The organism is Robertkochia sediminum (genome assembly GCF_016786255.1).
In the GTDB taxonomy this organism is placed as follows: domain Bacteria; phylum Bacteroidota; class Bacteroidia; order Flavobacteriales; family Flavobacteriaceae; genus Robertkochia; species Robertkochia sediminum.
Genome location: NZ_JADMKT010000074.1, coordinates 22,517 through 46,267, shown reverse-complemented (window position 1 = coordinate 46,267; position 23,751 = coordinate 22,517). Strand labels below are relative to the sequence as shown.

The 23,751-nt window shown below is 46.6% G+C and carries 21 protein-coding genes; 14 read left to right on the top strand and 7 right to left on the bottom strand.

The genetic code is table 11. The features are described from left to right. Positions 1-2: 2 nt before the first annotated feature. The 5 genes from IS446_RS07030 (at position 3) to IS446_RS07010 (ending at position 7,320) form a co-directional block, all read left to right on the top strand. Positions 3-1,130, top strand: a complete 1,128-nt coding sequence (locus tag IS446_RS07030) for an imelysin family protein (RefSeq protein WP_203059300.1) — start codon at positions 3-5, stop codon at positions 1,128-1,130. A 73-nt stretch (positions 1,131-1,203) separates the two neighbouring features. Further along, positions 1,204-2,583, top strand: coding sequence for an HTTM domain-containing protein (locus IS446_RS07025; protein WP_203059299.1), 1,380 nt, complete (start codon positions 1,204-1,206; stop codon positions 2,581-2,583). 34 nt (positions 2,584-2,617) lie between these two features. Next, positions 2,618-4,990, top strand: coding sequence for a TonB-dependent receptor domain-containing protein (locus tag IS446_RS07020; protein WP_235996437.1), 2,373 nt, complete (start codon positions 2,618-2,620; stop codon positions 4,988-4,990). Positions 4,991-5,137: 147 nt separating this feature from the next. Next, on the top strand, positions 5,138-6,610 hold the full coding sequence (guaB, locus tag IS446_RS07015) for an IMP dehydrogenase (protein ID WP_203059297.1): 1,473 nt from the start codon (positions 5,138-5,140) through the stop codon (positions 6,608-6,610). 155 nt (positions 6,611-6,765) lie between these two features. Continuing rightward, a complete protein-coding gene (locus tag IS446_RS07010) occupies positions 6,766-7,320 on the top strand; it encodes a fasciclin domain-containing protein (protein ID WP_203059296.1) in 555 nt (184 codons plus the stop codon). 58 nt (positions 7,321-7,378) lie between these two features. Here the strand turns inward: IS446_RS07010 and IS446_RS07005 are convergent, their stop codons facing one another. Next, entirely contained in the window at positions 7,379-7,609 is a 231-nt protein-coding gene (locus IS446_RS07005; protein WP_203059295.1) for a hypothetical protein, read from the bottom strand. Positions 7,610-7,744: 135 nt separating this feature from the next. Here IS446_RS07005 and IS446_RS07000 point away from each other — a divergent pair, with 135 nt between their 5' ends. From IS446_RS07000 to IS446_RS06965, 8 genes are all read left to right on the top strand, one after another. Then, positions 7,745-8,617, top strand: a complete 873-nt coding sequence (locus IS446_RS07000) for a peptidyl-prolyl cis-trans isomerase (RefSeq protein ID WP_203059294.1) — start codon at positions 7,745-7,747, stop codon at positions 8,615-8,617. A 60-nt stretch (positions 8,618-8,677) separates the two neighbouring features. After that, positions 8,678-10,087, top strand: coding sequence for a peptidylprolyl isomerase (locus tag IS446_RS06995; RefSeq protein WP_203059293.1), 1,410 nt, complete (start codon positions 8,678-8,680; stop codon positions 10,085-10,087). Between the two features lie 9 nt (positions 10,088-10,096). Next, the gene (locus tag IS446_RS06990; RefSeq protein WP_203059292.1) at positions 10,097-11,050 is read left to right on the top strand and encodes an AAA family ATPase; all 954 of its coding nucleotides are present in this window, start codon (positions 10,097-10,099) and stop codon (positions 11,048-11,050) included. 180 nt (positions 11,051-11,230) lie between these two features. Beyond that, positions 11,231-13,501 carry an aconitate hydratase gene (locus IS446_RS06985; RefSeq protein ID WP_203059291.1) on the top strand — a complete coding sequence of 757 codons (2,271 nt, stop codon included), beginning with the start codon at positions 11,231-11,233 and terminating at the stop codon, positions 13,499-13,501. Positions 13,502-13,616: 115 nt separating this feature from the next. After that, positions 13,617-14,297, top strand: coding sequence for a Crp/Fnr family transcriptional regulator (locus IS446_RS06980; protein ID WP_203059290.1), 681 nt, complete (start codon positions 13,617-13,619; stop codon positions 14,295-14,297). Between the two features lie 63 nt (positions 14,298-14,360). Beyond that, on the top strand, positions 14,361-15,122 hold the full coding sequence (locus IS446_RS06975; RefSeq protein ID WP_203059289.1) for a hypothetical protein: 762 nt from the start codon (positions 14,361-14,363) through the stop codon (positions 15,120-15,122). A gap of 78 nt (positions 15,123-15,200) precedes the next feature. Then, positions 15,201-15,770: a TlpA family protein disulfide reductase gene (locus IS446_RS06970; RefSeq protein WP_203059288.1), complete on the top strand. Its 570-nt coding sequence runs from the start codon at positions 15,201-15,203 to the stop codon at positions 15,768-15,770. Beyond that, positions 15,770-16,465, top strand: a complete 696-nt coding sequence (locus IS446_RS06965; RefSeq protein ID WP_203059287.1) for a DUF3291 domain-containing protein — start codon at positions 15,770-15,772, stop codon at positions 16,463-16,465. Before IS446_RS06970 ends, IS446_RS06965 begins: the two co-directional genes overlap by 1 nt. Here IS446_RS06965 and IS446_RS06960 read toward each other — a convergent pair. Genes IS446_RS06960 through IS446_RS06935 form a run of 6 tightly spaced genes read right to left on the bottom strand, consistent with a single transcriptional unit; the run spans position 16,462 to position 22,305 of the window. Continuing rightward, positions 16,462-17,124 carry a carotenoid biosynthesis protein gene (locus IS446_RS06960; RefSeq protein ID WP_203059286.1) on the bottom strand — a complete coding sequence of 221 codons (663 nt, stop codon included), beginning with the start codon at positions 17,122-17,124 and terminating at the stop codon, positions 16,462-16,464. The genes IS446_RS06965 and IS446_RS06960 overlap by 4 nt on opposite strands. Before the next feature lie 2 nt (positions 17,125-17,126). After that, on the bottom strand, positions 17,127-18,593 hold the full coding sequence (gene crtD / locus IS446_RS06955) for a 1-hydroxycarotenoid 3,4-desaturase CrtD (protein WP_203059285.1): 1,467 nt from the start codon (positions 18,591-18,593) through the stop codon (positions 17,127-17,129). A gap of 2 nt (positions 18,594-18,595) precedes the next feature. After that, positions 18,596-19,048, bottom strand: coding sequence for a sterol desaturase family protein (locus IS446_RS06950; RefSeq protein ID WP_203059284.1), 453 nt, complete (start codon positions 19,046-19,048; stop codon positions 18,596-18,598). 12 nt (positions 19,049-19,060) lie between these two features. Continuing rightward, positions 19,061-19,900 (bottom strand): phytoene/squalene synthase family protein, encoded by an 840-nt coding sequence (locus IS446_RS06945; protein WP_203059283.1) that lies wholly within the window; start codon positions 19,898-19,900, stop codon positions 19,061-19,063. Positions 19,901-19,903: 3 nt separating this feature from the next. Further along, positions 19,904-21,364, bottom strand: a complete 1,461-nt coding sequence (locus IS446_RS06940) for a phytoene desaturase family protein (RefSeq protein WP_203059282.1) — start codon at positions 21,362-21,364, stop codon at positions 19,904-19,906. A gap of 41 nt (positions 21,365-21,405) precedes the next feature. Beyond that, entirely contained in the window at positions 21,406-22,305 is a 900-nt protein-coding gene (locus IS446_RS06935) for a MerR family transcriptional regulator (RefSeq protein ID WP_203059281.1), read from the bottom strand. A 205-nt stretch (positions 22,306-22,510) separates the two neighbouring features. Between IS446_RS06935 and IS446_RS06930 the strand changes: the two genes are divergently transcribed. After that, positions 22,511-23,452 carry an NAD-dependent epimerase/dehydratase family protein gene (locus tag IS446_RS06930; protein ID WP_203059280.1) on the top strand — a complete coding sequence of 314 codons (942 nt, stop codon included), beginning with the start codon at positions 22,511-22,513 and terminating at the stop codon, positions 23,450-23,452. Positions 23,453-23,751 lie beyond the last annotated feature (299 nt).

Here is a 23,751-nt window from a genome sequence, read left to right as displayed (position 1 = left end):
TTATGATACGTTTTGTTAACCGATCTTTAGCATGCTTGTGTGCTGTGGTGCTTTTTACCGCTTGCAGCAGCAGCGATAATGGTAATGGAGGCACGCCTCAGGACCAGTTCGACAGACAGGCAATGCTTACAAACTGGGCCGATAATATCATTATTCCTGCTCTGGCAGACCTGGAAAGCAAGTTGGCGGTCTTAGATGATGCGGCGAATAGCTTTGCCGGTAGTCCGGATCAGGCAGGTCTCGATCAATTGCGCAGTGCCTGGCTTGACGCCTATGCTACCTGGCAGTACGCAGAGATGTTCAATATAGGAAAGGCGGAGGAGTTACAGTACAATTTCCAAATGAATGTGTACCCCGTTTCTACTACCGACGTGATGAATAACATTGCATCCGGAACCTACGATCTTTCCAGTGTGAATAATCAGGATGCGGTAGGGTTTCCGGCGGTAGATTACCTCATTCACGGGATCGGAGTTACCGATGCAGAGATCATCGATCAGTATGTGAGTTCTGCCGATGCTGCGGGGTATAAAACCTATCTTACCGATCTTACTGCCCGAATGGTGGCTTTAACCGGCGAGGTGGCAGGCGATTGGAGTACCTCTTATCGCGATCAATTTGTGAACAATACGGCCAATACGGCTACAGGAGCTGTAAACAAGCTTACCAACGATTTCATTTTTTATTACGAAAAAGGATTGCGCGCCAATAAGATCGGGATCCCTGCAGGAGTCTTCTCAACCCAACCCTTGCCAGACAGAGTAGAGGCGTATTACGGTAGTGTTTATTCTAAGATGCTCGCCATGACCGCTCTGAATGCTGTTCAGGATTTCTTTAACGGAAAGGCCTATGGAGGTTCTTCTGTTGGGGTGAGTTTTGACGACTACCTCGACTACCTCGAATCCATTCAAGGGGGAGATGGACTGGCAGGATCGATCAATGGGCAGTTCAACTCGGCCAGGTCACAAATGGAAATGCTGGGCGACGACCTATCGCAACAAGTAACCACAGATAACGCAGCAATGACCCGTACTTACGATGAGCTGCAGAAGGCTGTTGTCCTCTTGAAGGTCGATATGGTACAAAAAATGAATATTACCATAGATTACGTCGATGCAGATGGCGATTAATTTGTTAGCGACACTGGTTAATTCTTAAGATATTGAATGTCCCCGGTCTTGATGGCCGGGGTTATTCGTGTTTATGCAGGCGAACTTGAACACATACCTTCAACGTACTACCGATGCGGCCCCCCTTGTGGTCTTCAGGGTGTTTTTTGGCATCATGATGCTGCTTAGTATTATCAGGTTTTGGAGCAATGGGTGGATCGAAAAGCTTTACCTGGAGCCAAAATTTCATTTTTCGTATTACGGTTTTGAATGGGTAAAACCGCTGGGTAATGCTACCTATATTCTCTTCGCGGTCTGTGGGGTTGCGGCTCTGATGGTTGCGCTTGGCTACAGGTACAGGCTGTCTATCGCCCTGTTCTTTCTGTCGTTCACCTATATCGAACTGATGGATAAAACCACCTATCTCAATCACTATTATTTTATAAGCATCCTCAGTTTTCTGATGATATTTCTTCCGGCCAATGCGCGGTTTTCGCTTGATGCACTGAGAAAGGGAAGGGCATATATGGAGGTGCCAGCCTGGGCCATCGATGCAGTAAAGTTGATGCTGGGTATTGTGTATTTTTACGCAGGTCTGGCCAAGATCAATTCCGATTGGCTCTTTCGGGCCATGCCACTCAAAATATGGTTGCCCTCCAGGTTCGATCTTCCATTGCTGGGCAATACCTTCATGCAACAGGAATGGTTTCACTATGCCATGAGTTGGGCCGGGATGGTCTACGATCTGTCTATCCCCTTCTTATTACTGTACAAGCAAACACGACTTTTGGCCTTTGCCCTGGTGGTGTTCTTTCATGTGTTTACCCGTGTGCTCTTCCCGATAGGGATGTTCCCTTATATCATGATCGTTTCTGCACTGATCTTTTTCGATGCGGGATTACACCATAAGATCATATCCCGGATCAGGCATGCAGGGCGTATTGCCGGAATAGGAAAGAGCACTGCCAACCTTGAGCCATTCGGGGTTTATCCCATTAAGGGGTGGCAGAGAAAAGGCATACCGGTTATCCTTACGCTATTTTTTACGCTTCAATTGGTGGTGCCGTTCCGTTACCTGGCTTACCCCGGAGAGTTGTTCTGGACCGAAGAAGGTTTCCGGTTTTCGTGGCGGGTAATGCTTATAGATAAGGTGGGGTATACCACGTTTACCATTGTGAATGGGGAGACAGGGGAGGCTTTTGAAGTTGATAATACTGATTTTTTAACCTCTTTTCAGGAGAAACAAATGAGCTTTCAGCCTGATTTTATTTTGGAATACGCTCATTTTCTGGGCGATCATTTTAGCGCCCAGGGCCATGAACATGTACAAGTGTTTGCAAAAAGCTATGTAGCCCTGAATGGCAGGACCGGTAAGCCCTATGTCGATGAAAAGACAGACCTTTACCGCGAAAAAGAATCGTTTAAACACAAAACCTGGATACTTCCATTCAAAGATGACATCAAAGGCCTATAGTTTTTTGTATTGTTTTTTATTTACCCTTGCCGCAATGGCTCAGACTACCGTGAAAGGGCTTGTTACCGATGGTGATTCCGGTGACCCTTTGCCGTTCGTTGAGATCTACGATAAGACCCAGGGACTCCTTACGACCACCGATGCTGAGGGGAGATATGTCTTTACCACCCGTAAGGAAAACCTAACACTGGTATTTTTCTCTTATGACCATACGCTGAAGGAGGTGGTTTGGCGTTCGGGTAGCGATAAGAATGTCCTCGATGTGCGCCTGGAAGGATTAAGCGTTAAGCTATCGGCCGTAGAGGTAACTGCCAGGCGGAAACAGGTTTTTGAACTATCGCGACTTCGCGATGTGGAGGGTACCGCGATCTATGCGGGTAAAAAGACAGAGGTAGTACTGGTAGATCAGTCTATGGCTAACCTGGCTACCAATAATGCGAGGCAGATCTACAGTAAGGTAGCCGGACTTAACATTTACCAAAATGACGATGCCGGTTTGCAACTCAATATCGGCGGACGTGGTCTCGATCCTAACCGAACTTCTAATTTCAATACCCGCCAAAACGGATACGATATCAGTGCCGATGTACTGGGGTACCCCGAAAGTTATTACAGCCCTGCTTCAGAAGGGTTGCGCGAGATCCAGGTTATTCGCGGGGCAGCCTCCCTGCAATACGGAACACAGTTCGGAGGGCTAGTGAACTTTCGTATGAAAGAGCCTGTAGAAAATAAGCCTATCGAAGTGCTCACCAGGAATACGACCGGAAGTTTTGGTCTCTACACTAATTTTACCAGTCTAAGCGGGACGGTGGGAAACCTGAGCTATTACACTTTTTTTAATTACAAGCGTGGCGATGGTTTTCGCCCAAATTCCCAATTCGATTCGAAGAATACCTATACGTTTCTGGGGTATAAGATTGGGGAGCGTACCAACATTTCTGCCGAACTCACCTGGTTGAGCTATCTCGCTAAACAGGGGGGCGGACTCACAGACAGGATGTTCGAAGAAGATCCCTTTCAGAGCAACAGGAGCAGAAACTGGTTCCAGGTAGATTGGTTGTTGTATAATTTGAAGGTCGAACACGCCTTTTCTGATCGCACCAATTTTACCGCGAACCTCTTTGGTCTTAACGCCTCGCGCTATGCTCTAGGTTTTCGCACCAACAGGGTCGATCAACCCGATCCGGGAGGAGAACGGGACCTGATCACCGGTGATTTTAAGAATTACGGATTGGAGGCTCGTTTACTGCACAGGTATACGATCCTGAATCGCAAAGCGACCTTTCTAACCGGGATCAAATATTACGATGCCAATAACTACCAGCGGCAGGGGCCGGGTAGCGATGGGACGGATGCCAATTTCAAGTTTTTTGAATCCGATTTTCCGGCCTATCCGCAACAATCAGAATTCGACCTTCCTAACCTGAACTTCGCATGGTTCGGAGAGCAGATCTTTTACCTGAGTGATAGGTTTTCGGTAACGCCGGGGTTTCGCCTGGAGTATATCCGAACACAGAGTGACGGATTTTACAAGCGTATCAATACCGATGCTGCCGGAAATGTGATCCTTGAAGAGATCGTTGAAGAAGAACGTGATTTTGAGCGCGACTTCCTGCTGTTGGGGGTTGGCCTGAGCTATAAACCCAACAGCCATCTTGAAGCCTATGGAAATATTTCGCAAAACTACCGGTCGGTAACCTTCTCAGATATCAATATCAATAATCCGGCCTTTGCGGTATCTCCCGATATCACCGATGAGAGCGGGTATACCATTGATCTGGGAGCTCGTGGCGATCTCAAGGAATTTTTAAGCTATGATGTTGGTGGTTTTGCCATGTTCTATAACGACCGTATTGGTTTCGTGCAAAAGGCCCTGGCCGATGGCAGGGTGGTGAGTGAAAGAGGGAACGTGGGTGATGCTCTTATGTTTGGTCTGGAGGCCGTGCTGGAGACCAACCTCGCAAAACTCACCCAAATGTCGAATGATTTTTCATGGAATCACTTTGTGAACCTGGCCCTGATCAATTCAGAATACACCAGATCTGACCAGCCCGGGATCGAAGGCAATCAGGTGGAATTCGTTCCCGATGTGAACCTGAAAACGGGAATGCAGTTTGGCTATCGCAATATCGCTGCCAATGTGCAATACACGTACTTGTCTCGCCAGTTTACCGATGCCACCAATTCGGTAGCCTCGAACATTAGCGGTGTGATCGGGCAAATACCTGCCTACGATATTCTCGACCTTTCCCTGTCATATACCCTCGGTGTGCTGAGGTTTGAAGGAGGTGTGAACAACCTTCTCGACAATACCTATTTTACACGCAGGGCAACGGGGTATCCCGGTCCCGGGATCATCCCTTCGGCACCCAGAAACTGGTACCTGACCCTACAGGTGAAATTGTAATTGGGTATCCGTTTCACACCCCTGATAAGGATGTGAGATTTTATAGATGAGATCGTTCCTTTTTTCAGGAATTTTTTATGATTTATTAGGGGTTGTTCTCCAGAGAAAAAGCAGTATATTTGCATGCAACTAAATTAGAAGTTGCATATGAAAGCACATGATGCTAAAATTGTAGGTGAGGGGTTAACCTACGACGATGTCCTTCTCGTTCCCAATTACTCCGAAGTACTTCCAAGAGAGGTAAGTATCCAGACAAAATTTACCAGAAACATTACTATTAACGTTCCGATCGTATCTGCCGCTATGGATACGGTAACCGAGAGCGATATGGCTATTGCCATGGCCCGTGAAGGGGGAATAGGGGTGTTGCACAAGAATATGACCATTGAAGAGCAAGCGCTCCAGGTGAGAAAGGTAAAGCGTGCGGAGAGCGGAATGATCATCGATCCTGTTACCTTGCCTTTAACCGCCAAGGTAAAGGATGCCCAAAGCAGCATGAAAGAACACCGCATCGGTGGGATCCCGATCGTTGATGATAACGGTTTCCTGAAAGGGATCGTTACCAACAGAGACCTTCGTTTTGAAAAGAACGTAGAGCGTCCGATCGTTGAAGTGATGACCAGCGAAAAACTGGTTACTGCAGCAGAAGGGACTTCTCTGGGAGACGCCGAGGAGATCCTCCAGGAAAATAAGATCGAAAAATTACCGGTAGTGTCAGACGATAACAAGCTTATCGGTCTCATTACCTTTAGAGATATCACCAAGCTTACGCAAAAGCCTATTGCCAATAAAGACCGCTATGGCCGTCTTCGCGTTGCTGCTGCCCTTGGGGTAACTGCCGATGCGGTAGAGCGTGCCTCAGCCCTGGTAAAGGCCGGAGTAGATGCTGTGGTGATCGATACCGCTCACGGGCATACCCAAGGAGTGGTTACGATTCTAAAGCAAGTAAAAGAGAGCTTCCCGGAACTCGAAGTGGTGGTAGGAAATATCGCTACTCCCGAGGCCGCTAAATACCTGGTAGAAGCTGGTGCCGACGCCGTTAAGGTGGGTATTGGGCCCGGTTCTATTTGTACGACAAGGATCGTTGCCGGAGTTGGATTTCCGCAATTTTCTGCAGTACTCGAAGTAGCGAACGCTATTAAAGGGTCGGGCGTACCGGTTATCGCCGATGGTGGTATTCGTTATACAGGTGATATTCCTAAGGCTATCGCTGCCGGAGCCGACTGTGTTATGCTTGGGTCCCTGCTGGCAGGTACCAAAGAATCACCGGGAGAGACCATTATCTTTGACGGTAGAAAATACAAGTCGTATCGCGGAATGGGATCTGTAGAGGCCATGACCAAGGGAAGTAAAGACCGTTACTTCCAGGACGTGGAAGACGATCTGAAGAAACTGGTACCGGAAGGTATCGTAGGACGTGTTCCTTACAAAGGAGAGCTCAATGAGAGCATGCACCAGTTCATTGGCGGACTTCGCGCCGGAATGGGGTATTGCGGAGCCGGAGACATTAACGCCCTTAAAGAGAACGGACGTTTTGTTAAGATCACTTCCAGCGGTATAAACGAGAGTCACCCACACAATGTGACCATTACCAAAGAAGCACCGAACTACAGCCGTTAGTTATAACGCTTAGCATATAGAAAACACCCCACAATGTTGGGGTGTTTTTTTGTCTATTAACGTTTTGTTTTACGTTTTTAAGTAAACTTTAAACAAAATAAATGTTTGTAACGCTTTCGTTTTCATAGTTTTACACAAACCAAAAACAATAGATTATGAAAAAGTTGATGAAAGTAAGTTTAATGTCGCTTGTATTGATCCTGGGGTTCGGTCAAATGACAGCGTGGGCGCAACACAATGATCAGGCTGCAGCAGAGAATAGCGCGAAGGCTTCTGTAGTAGGAATAGCTGCCAGTCTCGATGATTTTTCTACCCTGGTCACTGCAGTGAAGGCTGCTGAGTTGGTAGAGACCCTCGATGGCGAAGGTCCGTTTACAGTGTTCGCTCCTACGAACGAAGCTTTCGGGAAATTACCTGAGGGGACTGTAGAGAGTCTTGTTCAGCCTGAAAATAAAGAAATGCTAACCGCCATATTAACCTATCATGTGGTAGCAGGAGAATATAATGCCGCTGCAGTGATCGAAGCGATCAACAATTCTGGAGGGTCGTTTACCATACCAACCGTTCAAGGTGGTGAGTTAACTGCTACATTATCTGATGGGAATGTGATCATTACCGACGCACAGGGTAATTCGGCAACCGTAGTGCAGACCGATGTAGATGCCTCTAACGGAATCATTCATGTGATCGATAAGGTGGTCTTGCCGTAAAAACAGCTGAGTAGAATTGATTTTAGCAAAGAGTCACCCTGTAAAGGGGTGGCTTTTTTTATGCCTGTACCGCGCGGTGCGGTCGTAGCCTGTCGCGAATGAGCTTCAGGTGTGCTGCAGAAGTGGTAAGGTATGCCGTGGCTTGTGCCTCGTTGATCTCCTGGTGACCGGTTTCAAAATCATCCAATGCTTCCATCCGGCAAAATTCTTCCAGATGTATCTCATGGTGCCTGGCTGTTTGCAGGGCGCCGGGGCCGCGGAAATCCCATATAAATTTGATCTTCTTCATCGTAAAAGCGTATTGTGCGTTGCAAAATTCATGAATTTTTGAGAAACCATTGGCATTAGATCGCTTAAAGTGAATGGAGCCCCTGACTTGCTTTGTATGCCTTTATTGTTAAATTTGTTCGCATACACCTCATATATGAAGAAGATCAGGAAGTACGGTACACTGGTGGCCGCGGTAGCCGCAGCCATTGCCCAAACAGCGTGCAATTACATTGCTACCCCCGATGCAGAGGGTGCAGTGGCCAGGGTAGACGAACACTACCTTTTGAGATCAGAGCTGGATCCCGCGTATAACGGAGCTTTGAGTCCGGAAGACAGTATGGTTGTTGTCAATAACTACATTAACGAATGGGCAAAAGACCAATTACTGTTCGAAAAAGCGCAGATCAATCTTTCTGAAGAAAAACAGGAGGCCTTTGAAAGGCTGGTGACCCAGTACAGGGCAGATCTTTATATCAATGCCTATAAGGAGGCCTTGGTCAATAAAGGGATGGATACGGCAGTGAGCCGGCAAGAGCTGGAAACCTACTACGAGGCTAACAAGAACAACTTCATGCTCAATGAAGACCTGGTGCGGTTGCGCTATATAAGTTTACCGGTAGATTTTACCGGGCAGGGCGATATTGCCGATGCCCTGAAGCGGTTTGGGGAAGACGACGTGCAACAGCTACAGGAACGCGCCCTGAAATTCAAGTTCTATTCGTTAAACGATTCGGCCTGGGTAAGGGTGTCTGAAGTGGTGCGTAAGATCCCGGTGTTAACCGTTGATAACAAGGATGATTATTTAAAAAAATCACAATTTTTTGAGCTATCTGATTCTTTAGGGGTATATTTGGTAGCTGTGGAAGATGTGCTTAAACGCACGGAAACACCGCCTTTGGACTACGTGGAGCCTACCATAAAGAAGATCCTTTTAAACAAGCGAAAACTGGAGTACATCCGAAAGCTGGAAGAGGAACTTCTGGATGAAGCCACGAGAGATAAAGTGTTTGAAGTATACATAAAATAGACAATACAAATTGCAGACTTTTGGTGTAATGCCGAAGGTCTTTTTTTAGAATACAAATTGATGAAGAAATTATTTTTTGCCGCCGGTCTTACAATGATGATGAACGCTATGGGATTTGCTCAGGAAGCCGATTCCCTTGCTATTGCTGAAGTGCCGCCGGTTGACTCGGTTAAGGTGATCAAAGAGCGCAAAAAGATCGATGGGGTTGCTGCCGTTGTTGGTGATTTTGTGATCCTGGAATCTGATATCGAAAAGCAGTTTATCGATATGGAGCTTCAGGGGGTTGATATCAGTCAGATCAGTCGCTGTGAAGTGCTGGGCAACCAGATGGAAAATAAGTTATATACCCACCAGGCCATTCAGGATAGTGTCGTGGTAGCAGATGCCGAGGTGAACAGCTATGTGGAAAGTCAGATCGGACAGCTAACTGCACAGTTGGGAAGTATTGACAAAGTGCTGAAGTTCTACGATAAGGATTCTGAAAAAGAGCTCAGGGATGAATTGTTCGAGATCGTTAAGAACGCTCAGCTCTCCATGAGAATGCAGGGTAAGGTGGTTGAAGAAGTAGAGATCACTCCCGAAGAAGTACGCTCGTGGTACGAGGGGCTTCCGGAAGAAGATCGTCCGTACTTTGGAGATGAGGTTGAGATCGCCCAGATCATCAAGCAACCGGAACCATCAGAAGAAGAGGTGCAGAAGGTGATCGACCGCTTAAAGGATATCAAGCGTGATGTGGAAGAGAACGGTTCCAGCTTTGCGATCAAGCAGACCTTGTTTTCTGAAGATCCCGGGAAGGTGCAAAATGGAGGGGTATATTCGATCAAAAAGAGCTCCAACTTTGTTCAGGAATTCAAAGATGCCGCCTTTGCGATGAAGCAGGGGGAGATCTCCGATCCTTTCAAAACCCAATTTGGTTATCATATCGTATATGTAGAGCGTGTTCGTGGAGAAGAGCGCGATGTACGTCATATTCTCCTGATGCCTGAAGTATCAGAAGACGACCTGAGAGAGGCCCGCGAGGAACTCGAAGATATCCGCCAGAAGATCATAGATGGAGAGTTTACCTTTGAGGAGGCTGCCCAAAATTTCTCAGATCAGAAAGAGACCAAGTTCGATGGAGGAGTGTTAAGAAATCCTCAGGATATGAGTACCCGTTTCGAGCTTACTAAAATGGATCCAGTACTTTACAGCCAGGTGAGTCCGCTGGAAGGAAATACCATTTCTCAGCCGATCTTCGGTGAGTCGCAGGGAGGTAAGACCTACTACAAGATCATTAAGGTGAATAAGCGCTTTAAAGCCCACCGTGCCGATTACATCCAGGACTACGTAAAGATCAAAGAACTGGCGCTTAAAGAAAAACAGCTCAGAGAGATCGGGGAATGGATGGAAGAAAATATAAAAGATACGTATATTAGTGTAAGTCCTTCCTACCAGGGATGTGACTTCAGTAATAACTGGTTGAAAAAATAATCCTACCCTATGTCTGATGTTGTAGCTGCAAAAGATCTTGTTCAAAAACACCAAGCTCTAAAAAAAGAGATCGCCCGTGTCATTATCGGGCAGGAAAAGGTGATCGATGAGATCCTGCTGGCTATTTATTCAGGCGGTCATGCCTTGCTTATCGGGGTGCCCGGATTAGCGAAGACCCTGATGGTAAATACCATCGCCCGAGCATTGGGTCTTGAATTTAAACGCATACAGTTTACACCAGACCTCATGCCCAGTGATATTCTGGGTAGTGAGATCCTGGACCGCGAAAGGCAGTTCAAATTTATCAAGGGGCCTGTTTTTGCCAATATCATCCTTGCCGATGAGATCAACCGTACCCCTCCAAAAACCCAATCGGCCTTATTGGAAGCCATGCAGGAACGCGCCGTTACGGTCGCAGGGCATCGCTACCAGCTCGATATGCCTTATTTCGTATTGGCAACGCAAAACCCCATTGAGCAGGAGGGTACGTATCCGCTGCCGGAGGCTCAGCTCGACCGGTTTATGTTCGCCATCGAATTAGATTACCCCTCATACGAAGAAGAGGTAGCTGTGGTGAAGGCGACCACTACCGATCGTGAGTACCCTATTACTCCGCTTTTCAATGCCGAGCAGATCGTAGAGATCCAACATTTGGTGCGCCGTATCCCGGTGGCCGATAATGTGGTGGAATACGCCGTAGACCTGGTGGGTAAAACGCGGCCTAACTCAGACAGGGCTGCCGAAATGGTACGTAATTATGTGGATTGGGGTGCAGGGCCGAGAGCTTCTCAAAACCTGATCCTGGCAGCCAAGGCCATGGCGCTCATCAAGGGGAAATACGCTCCCGATATCGAAGAGGTTAAAGACGTAGCTTACGGAATTTTAAGACATCGCGTGCTTAAAAACTACAAAGCAGAGGCCGAAGGCATTACTGTAGAGCAGATCATCACTTCCTTATTGTAATTTATTACAGGTTTTTTTACGAAATCGTTATATATGGCCTCGCAGAATTAAGGGGTTTTGAATTTTAAGCAGGTTTTTGGCGACTTCTTTGAAGCTTGTTTAATGTTTTCTCTTATCCTTTAAAAATCATTGCGTTTTTCGTATTTTCGCAACACTCTGAAATCAAAAAAAAATCGATTTATGGCTTTTGATATTGATATGATCAAAAAGGTGTATGCTTCCATGCCTGGAAAGGTAGATAAAGCTCGTGAGCTTACAGGAAAGCCTCTCACCTTATCTGAAAAAATATTGTATTCCCATTTATGGGATGGTAACCCGAGCAAAGTGTTTGGTCGAGGTAAGGATTATGTGGAGTTCGCTCCCGATCGTATTGCTTGCCAGGATGCAACGGCCCAGATGGCATTGTTGCAGTTCATGCACGCAGGGAAACCTAAGGTTGCGGTACCTACAACCGTGCACTGTGATCACCTGATCCAGGCAAAAACAGGAGCCGATGCCGACCTTAAAAGAGCCAACGAGACCAGTAACGAGGTGTTTGACTTTCTCGAGTCTGTTTCTAATAAGTATGGGATCGGATTCTGGAAACCCGGAGCGGGGATCATTCACCAGGTAGTACTCGAAAATTATGCTTTCCCGGGAGGAATGATGATCGGTACTGATTCGCATACCGTAAATGCCGGTGGACTCGGAATGGTGGCTATCGGAGTTGGTGGTGCCGATGCGGTAGATGTTATGGCAGGAATGCCATGGGAGCTTAAATTCCCAAAACTGATCGGGGTAAAACTTACAGGAAAACTTTCAGGTTGGACCGCTCCTAAGGATGTGATCCTTAAAGTGGCCGGGATCCTTACTGTAAAAGGAGGTACCGGAGCTATCGTAGAATACTTTGGAGAGGGAGCAACCTCGATGTCTTGCACGGGGAAAGGAACCATTTGTAATATGGGTGCAGAAGTTGGGGCTACCACTTCGACCTTTGGATACGACGAGTCTATGGATCGCTACCTGCGTTCCACAGGAAGAGCCGATGTGGCCGATGCCGCCAATGAGATCAAGGACTACCTGACCGCCGATCCTGAAGTATATGCAAACCCTGAGCAGTATTTCGATCAGGTGATCGAGATCAACCTCGACGAACTCGAGCCACACCTTAACGGACCATTCACTCCGGATCTTGCGACTCCGATCTCTGAAATGGGAGAGGCTGCCAAGAAGAATGACTGGCCGCTTAAAGTGGAGTACGGACTTATTGGTTCTTGTACGAACTCTTCTTACGAGGATATTTCCCGTGCTGCCTCCCTTGCCAAGCAGGTGGCCGATAAGAAGCTGAAAACAAAATCGAACTTTACCATAACCCCGGGATCTGAGCAGGTGCGTTACACCATCGAAAGAGACGGGTTTATCAATACCTTTAATAATATTGGAGCTACGGTATTTGCCAATGCCTGCGGACCGTGTATCGGAATGTGGGACCGTTATGGCGGTGATGCCACAGAGCAGGATAGAAATACCATCGTACACTCCTTTAACCGTAACTTCGCAAAGCGTGCAGACGGTAACCCCAATACGCTGGCCTTTGTAGGTTCACCTGAGCTGGTAACGGCTATCGCTATTGCCGGGCGTCTTGACTTTAACCCGATCACCGATACGCTTATCAACGAAGACGGAGAAGAAGTGAAGCTGGATGAACCAAGAGGTTATGAGCTTCCACCGGAAGGATTCGCTGTAGAAGATGCCGGGTATGTTGCTCCTGCAGAAGACGGAAGTGGCGTTGAAGTTGCTGTTGCAGGAGACTCGGAGCGTTTACAACTCCTTTCTCCTTTTGCTCCATGGGACGGTAAGAACATTACCGGTGCCAAACTGTTGATCAAAGCAGAAGGAAAGTGTACTACCGACCATATCTCTATGGCGGGACCATGGTTGCGTTTCCGAGGTCACCTTGACAATATCGCGAACAATACCCTGATCGGAGCAGTGAACGCGTTTAACGGGAAAACCAACTTCGTGAAGAGTCAGCTTACCGGAGAGTACGGTGGGGTGCCAGATACGCAGCGTGAGTACAAGGCCAAAGGTATTCCAACCATCGTAGTTGGAGATCATAACTATGGTGAGGGATCTTCGAGAGAGCATGCAGCCATGCAACCACGTCACCTTGGAGTACGTGCAGTATTGGTGAAGTCTTTCGCGAGAATTCACGAGACCAACCTCAAAAAGCAAGGTATGCTCGCGCTAACCTTTGCTAATGAGAGCGATTACGACAAGATCAAAGAAGACGATACGATCAACTTTATCGACCTCGAAAACTTTGCACCGGAAACACCACTTACGCTTGAGCTGGTACACGCCGATGGAAGTAAAGAGGAGATCGTTGTGAATCACTCCTATAATCAGGGACAGATCGAATGGTTTAAAGCCGGATCTGCATTGAACCTGATCAAAGCACAGAACGCCTAAACATAAATACAGGTATACTGTAAAAGCCCCCTCATAGCGAGGGGGCTTTTTTTGTAAGAAATACTATTAATTTACGACCTAGTGTTTGACAATCAACCAATAAACTTTCTTCGTAATGAATACTTTATGGTTCTTTGAGGGTGTAAACCTTTTCGATATTCTGTGTCCGCATAAGTACGAAAACTTTAAAAGATCCCATCAGGTAAGGTCGTATCATCGCAATGATTATGTGTATTTTGAGCAAGAGCGATCGGGTAAGGTGTACCTGGTAGAGAAGGGCAAGGTACGTTTGGGATATTATACCGAACCGGGAGAAGAAGTGGTAAAAGCGGTGCTTACCCGGGGAGAGATCTTTGGAGAAAAGGCCCTGCTGGATAGTCAGTCAAGGAATGAATTTGCCCAGGTGATAGATAATGAGACCGTGATCTGTGCGGTAAGTGCCGATACCTTACAAGAGCTTATGCGGGAGAATAAGACCTTTAGTTTACAGGTGTACAAGTTTATAGGGTTTAGATTCCGTAAGCTGGAAAGGCGATTGCGCTTATTGTTGTTCAAGGACAGTCGTACCCGTTTGATCGAATTTCTCAAAGAGCTGTGTGAGGAATACGGCGATGTTTGCCGGGAGGGAGGATTCAGGCATATTCGACACCCTTATACCCAAAAAGATATGGCCTCTCTCATAGGTACTTCACGGCCAACGTTGAATGTTCTGCTCAATGAATTAAAGGAAGAGGGGGTGTTGGAGTTTTCAAGAAAAGAAATAAAATTATGGAAAGATCCTGCTTCTGTTAGCTAGCTAACATTTCGAGGGGACAGGCTATTGTAGTTTTAGAAGTGTAATCTTTTAAAATCAATAGCAATGAGAAATTTAGTTTGTAGATCCATCTTCGCGATGGTGTTTTTGTTAGCCCTTCCGGGGTGTAGTAATGATGATGACGGCAGTGAAATGATCGTCGTAGATGCCGGAACCATTAGTGGAGGGCCTTTTGAATTTTGTGTAGACGGAACACCCGATAATGTGAGTGGTATTACCCTGTCGTCTACCGGGAATAAAGGAAGTAACAGTACGTGGGTTATCACTGATGCTGAAGGAAATATTTTAGGTTTACCTCCAACAACGGAAGCGCTTGAAGGGGTTGATTTTGATGGTGCCGGAGCCGGACTGTGTTTGATCTGGTACCTGACCTATGAAGGGGAGATCACCGGTGCAGTAGCGGGAAATAACGCTGCAGATATCACGGGGAACTTCGATCTTTCGAATGCTATAGAAGTACAGCGTCGTCTCACCGAGGCTGGTGATATTACCGGAGGTCCCTTTAATTTTACGGTTGATGATACGCCCGATTTCGTTAGTGGTATTGGTATAGCGTCTGAAGAACTATCGGGTAGTAACAGTTCCTGGGTAATTACAGATGATCAGGGAAACATCCTCGGGTTACCTCCGACTGTTGAAGATCTCGAAGCTGTTGATTTTAATGCGGCGGGTCCCGGGGTGTGTCTGATCTGGTATTTGCGATTTGAAGACGGACTCGAAGGAGCCGAGGCAGGAGCGAATGCCGCGGACCTGGAAGGGTGCTTTGATCTTTCTAATCCAATAACAGTAAACAGGCTGGATCCTTAGCACGTATAAAGTAATATAAGTTGCATACAGCCAAGACTAAAAAGTGTATTTTCGTAATGCTGAAAGTACACTTTTTTTATGGCTATATTCAATAAGAAAAACATATCAAACCTGGTGTTCCTGGTTGTTTTCGGAGTGATATTCTTTACTCCGCTGGGAACTCCTGTAAAAGTATTTGTGCAACGCCTTATTGCCTTTTCACCTTCTGTAAACGATACAGAAGATACGGAGGTGCTTAAGGATTATATTTGGATACTGGAAGATATGCAGGGTGAGCGTGCGTATTTTGAAGATGCCAAAGGAGAGGTCGTGGTATTGAATTTCTGGGCCACCTGGTGTCCGCCCTGCATTGCAGAAATGCCCTCCCTTCAGGAGTTGTACAGCGCCTATGGCGACCAGGTGAAATTTATGTTCGTAAGTCAGGAGAAAATTGACAAGATCCAGGCCTTTCTCGATAAGCGTGGTTTTGATCTTCCGGTATATCGCCCGTTAAGTAAGATCCCTTCGAATCTGTATTCCCGAAGTATTCCGGCTACCTATATCATTGATCGCGACGGCCGAATTCGTGTATCTAAGGTGGGGGTTGCCGATTGGAATTCGGAGAAGGTGCGAACATTGCTCGATGAACTTGTTCAAGGCAGCAACTAATGGCACAGATCACCACCCTTACTGTTTTTCGATACAATGACACCCGTGGAAAGCTTTGGGCTTTCTGGATGATGCAGTTTGCCCACCGGCATCTGAAAAATGTCAACGGCTGTAGCTTTTACAAACTCATGGGGAGTGGTAAGGAAGGATTTGATCCAAGACCCGATTGGAGTACCTACGCCCTGTTACAGGTTTGGGAAAGTGAAAGAGACGCAGCAAAGTTTTTTGAAACTTCAGCATTAGTCACACGATACCGTAAGCGATCTGCAGAGATGGGCACCTTTTTTCTTAAAGGATTAAAAGCGCACGGAGCCTGGTCAGGAGGGAATCCCTTCCAGGTGCACCCCGATCCTGACCCTTCGAATCAAAAGGTTCTGGTGATCACCAGGGCAACGATCAAAAAACGCTTCTTACGCCGATTCTGGAATTATGTACCTACCTCTCAGCGTCCTTTACGCAATGCCGAGGGATTGTTGTATACTAAGGGTATAGGGGAGTGGCCGGTGATACAGATGGCAACGGTTAGCCTTTGGGAATCGGAAGCGCATTTAAAGCGTTTTGCCTATGAGAGTGAGGAGCACCGCAAGGCGATCATGCATACACGAACCCTGGGGTGGTATAAGGAAGAGCTATTTTCCAGGTTCCAGCCCTACCGTTTTGAAGGGTCCCTTAGCGGGAATACCTTCTCCTTTTAAAAATGTAACCAGAGATAGAATACCAAAAAGAAACATGCCTGCGCCAGAAAGAGATGGAGGCTAAAGCGATAATTGCCTTTTATCTTCAGGTAGTTGTAGGCTATTTGCATAAGCAGGGCAAGGAGTCCCCAACAGATGTAATTAAAAAGAGGAGCGTCTCCACCACTGAATTCCCAAAAGTCAAAAGGAGGTGCGATCCCCTCCAGTAGCACATCGAGTAATAGCATAAGGGCTACCCCTCCGATCACCCGCAATACTGGAAAACTGATCCATGTATTGGCAATACATCCCGTAATAAAGGAAAGCACAGCCCAATTGATTCCTATGGTATACGGAACCCCGTAAAATTTAGGCCCCAGATTTTCGCCATAGGCGTAATCGCCAAAGAGAATGCCTGTTTGTACTCCGGTGATCTCAGCCAGCATACCGGCCAGGAACAGGGTGCCGAACAGGAGTATCTCTTTTTGTCGCCGTATAGGGAATACCCATACAAGGAGGAATAAGCACAGTAAAAGATTGAGAGGGGTTTTGGTTATGAACCATGAGGTTTGATCGAACAGCAGGCTTCCGATGAGTGCAGAAATGTGAAAAAGCCATACCGTGAAGATCGCTATAGTTGCTTTGGAGAATGTTTTCAATGGCGTATTCATGGTGTTCATGCTCATGGTTGTTCTACCAGGTCATCTACGATCTTTGCAGAGAGTAAGCATAACGGAATGCCTCCTCCGGGATGTACGCTACCGCCGCAGAAATACAGGTTCTTAATATGCTGAGAAAAGTTAGGGTGTCTGAGGAAGGCGGCAAATTTATTATTGCTCGCGGCCCCGTATAGGGCACCCCGGTAGGAGCTGGTATTGGATTCTATGCCTCTTGGGTCGAGAATGTATTCTTCTTTTATGTGAGGGCTGATGTCTGTTTTCAGGGTTTTTTTGATCTTTTTGATCATGTTCTTCCTGGTTCTGGAAATGAGTTCCGGCCAATTCTGCCCGTAATTCCCGGGGGCATTGATCATAACGAACCAATTCTCGTGACCTTCGGGAGCATCGCCCTTTTCGTGTTTGGAGGTGATGTTGATGTATACGGTCGGGTCGTTACAGATATCTTTTTTGCTGAAGAGGTGGTCGAACTCGTTTTCATAATCTTCCGAGAAGAGTATGTTGTGTAGATCTAATTCGGGGAATTCCCGGTCGATACCCCAATAAAAGATAAGCGCAGAGCTGGAGCGTTCCTGCTTCAGTGTTTTTTCCGGAGCCTTTGCTTGCGGGAGCAGCTGCCTGTAGGTGGGAACAACATCCATGTTCGAAACCACCACATCGGCGTCTATAGTACCGCTGCCTGTTTGGACCCCTTGTACTTTGCCGGAAGCTACCCTGATGGAGGTAACCTTTTCTCCGAACTTAAATGCCACTCCCTGATCAACCGCCAGGCGATACAAGCTTTGGCTTATCTCATGCATCCCGCCCTTAGGAAGGTAGGTGCCAAAGAACATTTCAAGGTGTGGGATCATCGACATGATCCCCGGGGTAATATAAGGTGAGCTTCCGTTATAGGTAGCGTAGCGGTTAAAGAGCTGTATGAGTTTTGTATTCTTGAAATAGCTGGCGTTGGTTTGGTGTAGCGAGCGTGATAGGTCAAGACGGTGTATTTGCGTAATGGCTTTAAGCGTCCCGGTACTCAGGTAGGTGTTGAGCTTGTGCAGGGAGCTTTCCAGAAATAGCGGCGCCGTAAGGTCGTATTTTACTTTGCTGTTGTGTAGGTAGTCCAGAATACGGTCTTCCGGTTCGTTAAAGGTGGTTGAGGCAGCCGAGGCAAAAGCTTCAGGAGCTGCCTTGGCAGAGAAAAAAGTGCCGTCGTCCCAAAAATAATTACAGATGGTGTCTTTGCGAATATAGCTGAAATGATTTTTAGGGTCCTTGTCAAAAAGGCGAAACAGCTCGTCTACGAACTGTGGCATGGTAAACAGGGAGGGGCCGAGATCAAATCGGTAGGGGCCCAGGGAAATGGCGTGTAATTTTCCTCCGGCGTAATCATTGGCTTCGAGTACTGTCACGCAATACCCTTTTTTTCTGAGTCGTAGCGCTGTGGCTATTCCACCAATACCGGCACCAATGACCAGAGCTTCAGGCATGCTTATTTGGTTTTAAAGTACTTCAATGGAGGGAGTAGCATCCCAAAGCATTCGCCATCTTCTTTTCCAAGGTGCTTGTGATGCATCTTGTGCGCTCTTCGGATGCCTTTAGCGTACCAGTTATTCGCATTTCTGAACATCTTAAATCGCTGGTGGATAAATATATCGTGCACCAGAAAATAAGCTGCCCCGTAGGCCATGATCCCAAATCCGATGGGAAAGCCATACCAGAATTCAGAGTTAGACGCGTAAAGGATAAAGCTCATGCTAACAACAGCGTAGAATATGAAAAAGGCGTCATTGCGTTCGAACCACGAGTCGTGGTCCTTGCGGTGATGGTCTTTGTGTAGTACCCATAAAAATCCGTGCATAATGTATTTATGGGAGAACCAGGCCATGAATTCCATAAAGCAAAAGGTGGCCAGGAAGATCAGAATCCAGAGTGCGATCTGCATAACGTTTGAGGGTTATAATAGGTTTAATCGGTAATTTACGTAAGAGCGGGCTAATAAACCAAACTTCTGATAATTCGGAACCCGAATTCTTCTGTTCTTGATCTCCAACGGCGGGGTTTTCTTGAGCTTGTGCAGTAGCTTATGGTAATAACGGTAAGCGGTATACACTCCGAAACGCGCTTCCATCGGAAGTTTGGTGATCCCTTCGTATCCCTTCTGGAAATCGGCTTCTATCTCTTCGACGATACGTCTTTTGCTTTCCTCATCAAGGTGGTCAAAATTCGTATTCGGGAAATAGGTGCGTTCCAGGTCGTCGTAATCGGCTTTCAGGTCTCTGAGGAAATTCACTTTTTGGAAAGCAGAACCCAGAGCCATAGCGGCATCCTTGAGATCGTTGTATTTTTCTTTATCTGCATTCACAAATACCTGTAAACACATAAGGCCTACCACATCGGCAGAACCGTAGATGTATTCTTTGTATTCTTCTTCTGTGGTGTATACTTTTTTGGTGAGATCCATACGCATACTCTTCATAAAAGCATCGATAAGCTCCCTGTCGATCTGGTATTTATGGACCGTATCCTGGAATGAATTCAGGATAGGGTTCATCGATATTTTATCGGAAAGCGCATTCTCCAGATCATTTTCAAAGCGCTCGAATAAGGTCTTTTTGTCGTAATCGTGAAAACTGTCTACGATCTCATCGGCGAAACGCACGAATCCGTAAATATTGTAAATGTCCTTGCGAATGGCAGGTGCAAGCATTTTTACGGCCAGCGAAAAGGAAGTACTGTAAGAGGTGGTTACCAGCTTACTGCACTCATAAGAAACTTGGTCAAATAGCGTTTTCATTACTTAAAGGTGTTTTTGGATCAGTTCAGATACCAGTTTTCCTGATATCAATGATGGTGGTACTCCGGGGCCTGGAACGGTTAATTGTCCCGTAAAATAAAGATTCTTAACTTTTTTGCTCTTTAGTTTTGGTCGTAAAAAAGCGGTTTGCAAAAGGGTGTTAGCCATGCCATAGGCGTTTCCCTTATACGAATTGTACTCTTTTACGAAATCGTTGACACAAAAGCTTTCCTTAAATATAACATTATTTCGCACATCTTGCTGTGTAACTTTCTCAAAACGAGATATTATGATATCAAAATAACGCTCGCGCATTTCGGGAGTGTCTTCCAGACCCGGAGCCAGCGGAATTAAAAATATCCCTGCTTCTTTGCCTTCAGGGGCAACTTGCTTATCGGTAAGCGACGGGAAGCTGGCGTAGAAAAGTGGTTTTTCAGGCCATTCCGGATCGTCGTAGATGGCACGTGCATGATCTTCAAATTCTACATCGAAGAAAAGGGTGTGGTGGGCTACATGGTCCAGCTTTCGATCAAATCCTACATAGAAGAGCAGGGAAGAGGGGGCAAAGGTCCTCGATTCCCAGTACTTTTCGCTGTAAGCACGGTATTCTTCATCCAGTAGTGTTTCTGAATGGTGATAATCGGCGCCGCTAAGTACGATATCGGCAGCGATGGTCTCTCCCTTAGAAACGATCCCTTTGGTGGTGCCTTGTTCAACGAGGATCTTATCTACTGGGGCTTCTGTATGAAGGGTTACACCCAACTCGAGTGCCAGGGCTGTGATCCCTTCGATCACACTGTACATCCCGTTCTCCGGATGCCAGGTTCCTAAACCGAAATCGGCGAAGTTCATGAAATTGTAAAAGGCAGGGGTGTCAGAGGCCTTGGCTCCCAAAAATAGCACAGGGAATTCGAGGATCTGTGCCAATCGGTTGTTCTTGAATTCTTTGCGGACTTCTCTCTGAATATTACTGATAAAAGACTTCAGCTTGGTCACTGTTTTTGGGGTCACCAGTTCCAGGGGTGATACGCCCGGATTGTAAACCAGGTCCTTGATCGCGATGTCGTAGTTCTCTTCGGCTTCGGCGATGAACTTGCGCAATTTTGCCGCACTTCCGGGTTCTTCTGCTTCAAAGGCATCGCAGATCTTGTCGAGGGTGTCGGCAATAGCGATGTAATCGTTTTCTCCGAAGTAAACGTGGTATGCCGGATTGAGCTTGGTTAGTTGATAAAAGTCTGATGGCTTTTTCTTGAAATCGCCAAAAAAGCGTTCGAAAACATCGGGCATCCAATACCAGGTGGGGCCGATATCAAAGGTGAAGCCGTCCCTGCGCAACTGACGAGCGCGTCCGCCAATATCGGCGTTCTTTTCGTAAACGTGAACCTGGTGTCCTTGTTGCGCCAGGTAGCATGAGGCTGCTAATGACGAGAAACCGGATCCAATAACAATGATCTTCTTTTGCATAGAAAGGTATTTAGGGTTACCTGATGGGTAGAAGCGTTGGTTTATAGTGTTTCGATCACCTCTTCGATAGATTGGAACATTCTTACGTGTTCTTGTGGCGCTGCTTCGGCGGCCTCTTTAACCTGTTGGCCGAGCATCCAAAGTTCACAGTTCTTATCCTTGTTTACGATATCCTGAAATTCGGCAATGTATTCATGAACCTTTTCAGCGGGTGGTGCTACGGTAAAATACGATAAGTAAACAATGTTGTCGTAATAGCGCTGAAGATCGACCAGTGGTGCCAAGGGGATGGTTTGTCCCAGGTAGATCACGCGATAGCCGCGTAATACGATCTCGTAATTAAGATAGAGCAAGCCGATCTCATGAATCTCGTTATCAGGCAGGAATAAAACAAACGTTGGGTCCTGTTTTGTCGGTTCTGAAAGTTGTAATTTCTCGATGTTCAACAGGATCTTTTGTTTAACCAGGGCGGTAACAAAATGTTCATGGGCAGGCGAAATAGTGTCTGTTTGCCAAAGGAGTCCCAGCTCGTTGAGTAGCGGGAGGAACACCTCATGGAAGATCTCTCTGAATGAACGGTCTCCCAGTAAACTGTTATAGGTGTTCAGGAACAGGGTCTGATCAAAATTGATCATAGCCAGTTTAAACGCATTGATCGATTTATTCTTGATGCTGTTCTCCGAAACGATCTCCCGAACGACCAATGGAAGCTCATCTTCCGGGATGTCGGCGATCTTGGAGATCTTATATCCGTTGTTGTAGAGGAGGGTGATGTTTAAAAGTTTCTGAAGGCTTTTAAGTGAATAGTATCGTATGTTGGTATCGGTGCGGCTTGGGGTGAGCAGATTGTAACGCTTCTCCCAGATGCGAATAGTGTGCGCCTTGATACCGGACAGGTTCTCCAGGTCCTTAATACTAAAATTAACCTTTACGTTGTTCATCAAAATCTACAATTCTTTAAACAAAAATAATTAAATATCTGTTGAAGTCAAGGTTTTGAATCCATAAAATTCTCACAAAAAAAATATTTTAGGGGAGAAGCGGTGGTTTCATGGGATTTAGGGGTCTGCTTTTTGTAAAAAAATGAGGATATTTGCCCCAGTTTTTGAGAAGGTAAGTTTTAAACAAAAATTACTTGAAATTAGCATGGAGAAGATTTTAGTTACCGGTGCAGCCGGACAATTGGGAACAGAGCTTACTCAGGCATTAGTTGAAAAGGTTGGGGCCCAGGCTGTAGTAGCTTCAGACATTAATGAGCGTGCGGCAGACCGTTTTACCTGTGCTTTCGAGGTGCTTGATGTTCTCGACAGGGATCGTATGGAAGAGATCATCGATGCGCATGGGGTCACCCAGGTGTATCACCTGGCGGCCATTTTATCTGCAGCCGGAGAGAAGAATCCGCTGTTTACCTGGGACCTGAATATGAAAAGTCTTCTGAATGTGTTGGAGCTTGCCAGGGAAAAGCAACTGAACAAGATCTACTGGCCATCATCGATCGCCGTTTTTGGCCCGGGCACGCCCATGGTGAATACCCCACAGGACTGTGTAATGGATCCTACTACAGTGTATGGGATCTCTAAGCTTGCCGGTGAGCGTTGGTGTGCTTATTACAATAAGGTGTATGGGGTTGATGTGCGAAGCATCAGGTATCCCGGCTTGATCAGCTATAAGGCTGCTCCCGGAGGAGGTACTACCGACTATGCGGTAGAGATCTATCATGCGGCATTAAAAGGAGAGACCTTTCCGTGTTTCCTTGAGAAAGGAACCTACCTGCCTATGATGTATATGCCCGATGCGATCAAGGCTACCCTAGATCTTATGGATGCGCCGGAAGAAAACATCAAGGTGCGATCGTCTTATAATGTAGGTGCGTTGAGTTTTGACCCGGAAGGGATCTATGAGAGCATCAAGAAGTATATCCCCGAGTTTGAGATCGAGTACCATCCCGATTTTCGCCAGGATATCGCTAATTCATGGCCGGACAGTATAGACGACAGCGCAGCCAGAGAACAATGGGGCTGGGAACCGGAATATGATCTGGATACAATGACCTCTCACATTCTCGATAACCTGAAGGTAGAGAAATAGTGCATTGGAAAGATATCAATATATAAAGGCCCTTCGGGGTCTTTTTTTGTGGAAGATTACCTCGCTTTGCTCGGTGATCAAAAGGGGTGGTTTTACCCAAGATCCCGGAACTGCTCTCGCAGTTCGCGGGATTTTTTGTTTTATCCCCTTACGCAGGGATACACTGCTACTGGATAGGTTGGATGGTTTAAGATGTCTGGTGTCGTCTTTTGTCTTTGCTCTTGCAGAAGATTACCTCGCTTTGCTCGGTGATCAAAAGGGGTGGCTTTACCCAAGATCCCGGCACTGCTAGCGCAGTG

Coding starts and splice junctions, on each gene's coding strand:
- IS446_RS07030 (WP_203059300.1), top strand. CDS start 3: ATGATACGTTTTGTTAACCGATCTTTAGCATGCTTGTGTGCTGTGGTG.
- IS446_RS07025 (WP_203059299.1), top strand. CDS start 1,204: ATGCAGGCGAACTTGAACACATACCTTCAACGTACTACCGATGCGGCC.
- IS446_RS07020 (WP_235996437.1), top strand. CDS start 2,618: ATGGCTCAGACTACCGTGAAAGGGCTTGTTACCGATGGTGATTCCGGT.
- guaB (WP_203059297.1), top strand. CDS start 5,138: ATGAAAGCACATGATGCTAAAATTGTAGGTGAGGGGTTAACCTACGAC.
- IS446_RS07010 (WP_203059296.1), top strand. CDS start 6,766: ATGAAAAAGTTGATGAAAGTAAGTTTAATGTCGCTTGTATTGATCCTG.
- IS446_RS07005 (WP_203059295.1), bottom strand. CDS start 7,609: ATGAAGAAGATCAAATTTATATGGGATTTCCGCGGCCCCGGCGCCCTG.
- IS446_RS07000 (WP_203059294.1), top strand. CDS start 7,745: ATGAAGAAGATCAGGAAGTACGGTACACTGGTGGCCGCGGTAGCCGCA.
- IS446_RS06995 (WP_203059293.1), top strand. CDS start 8,678: ATGAAGAAATTATTTTTTGCCGCCGGTCTTACAATGATGATGAACGCT.
- IS446_RS06990 (WP_203059292.1), top strand. CDS start 10,097: ATGTCTGATGTTGTAGCTGCAAAAGATCTTGTTCAAAAACACCAAGCT.
- IS446_RS06985 (WP_203059291.1), top strand. CDS start 11,231: ATGGCTTTTGATATTGATATGATCAAAAAGGTGTATGCTTCCATGCCT.
- IS446_RS06980 (WP_203059290.1), top strand. CDS start 13,617: ATGAATACTTTATGGTTCTTTGAGGGTGTAAACCTTTTCGATATTCTG.
- IS446_RS06975 (WP_203059289.1), top strand. CDS start 14,361: ATGAGAAATTTAGTTTGTAGATCCATCTTCGCGATGGTGTTTTTGTTA.
- IS446_RS06970 (WP_203059288.1), top strand. CDS start 15,201: ATGGCTATATTCAATAAGAAAAACATATCAAACCTGGTGTTCCTGGTT.
- IS446_RS06965 (WP_203059287.1), top strand. CDS start 15,770: ATGGCACAGATCACCACCCTTACTGTTTTTCGATACAATGACACCCGT.
- IS446_RS06960 (WP_203059286.1), bottom strand. CDS start 17,124: ATGAACACCATGAATACGCCATTGAAAACATTCTCCAAAGCAACTATA.
- crtD (WP_203059285.1), bottom strand. CDS start 18,593: ATGCCTGAAGCTCTGGTCATTGGTGCCGGTATTGGTGGAATAGCCACA.
- IS446_RS06950 (WP_203059284.1), bottom strand. CDS start 19,048: ATGCAGATCGCACTCTGGATTCTGATCTTCCTGGCCACCTTTTGCTTT.
- IS446_RS06945 (WP_203059283.1), bottom strand. CDS start 19,900: ATGAAAACGCTATTTGACCAAGTTTCTTATGAGTGCAGTAAGCTGGTA.
- IS446_RS06940 (WP_203059282.1), bottom strand. CDS start 21,364: ATGCAAAAGAAGATCATTGTTATTGGATCCGGTTTCTCGTCATTAGCA.
- IS446_RS06935 (WP_203059281.1), bottom strand. CDS start 22,305: ATGAACAACGTAAAGGTTAATTTTAGTATTAAGGACCTGGAGAACCTG.
- IS446_RS06930 (WP_203059280.1), top strand. CDS start 22,511: ATGGAGAAGATTTTAGTTACCGGTGCAGCCGGACAATTGGGAACAGAG.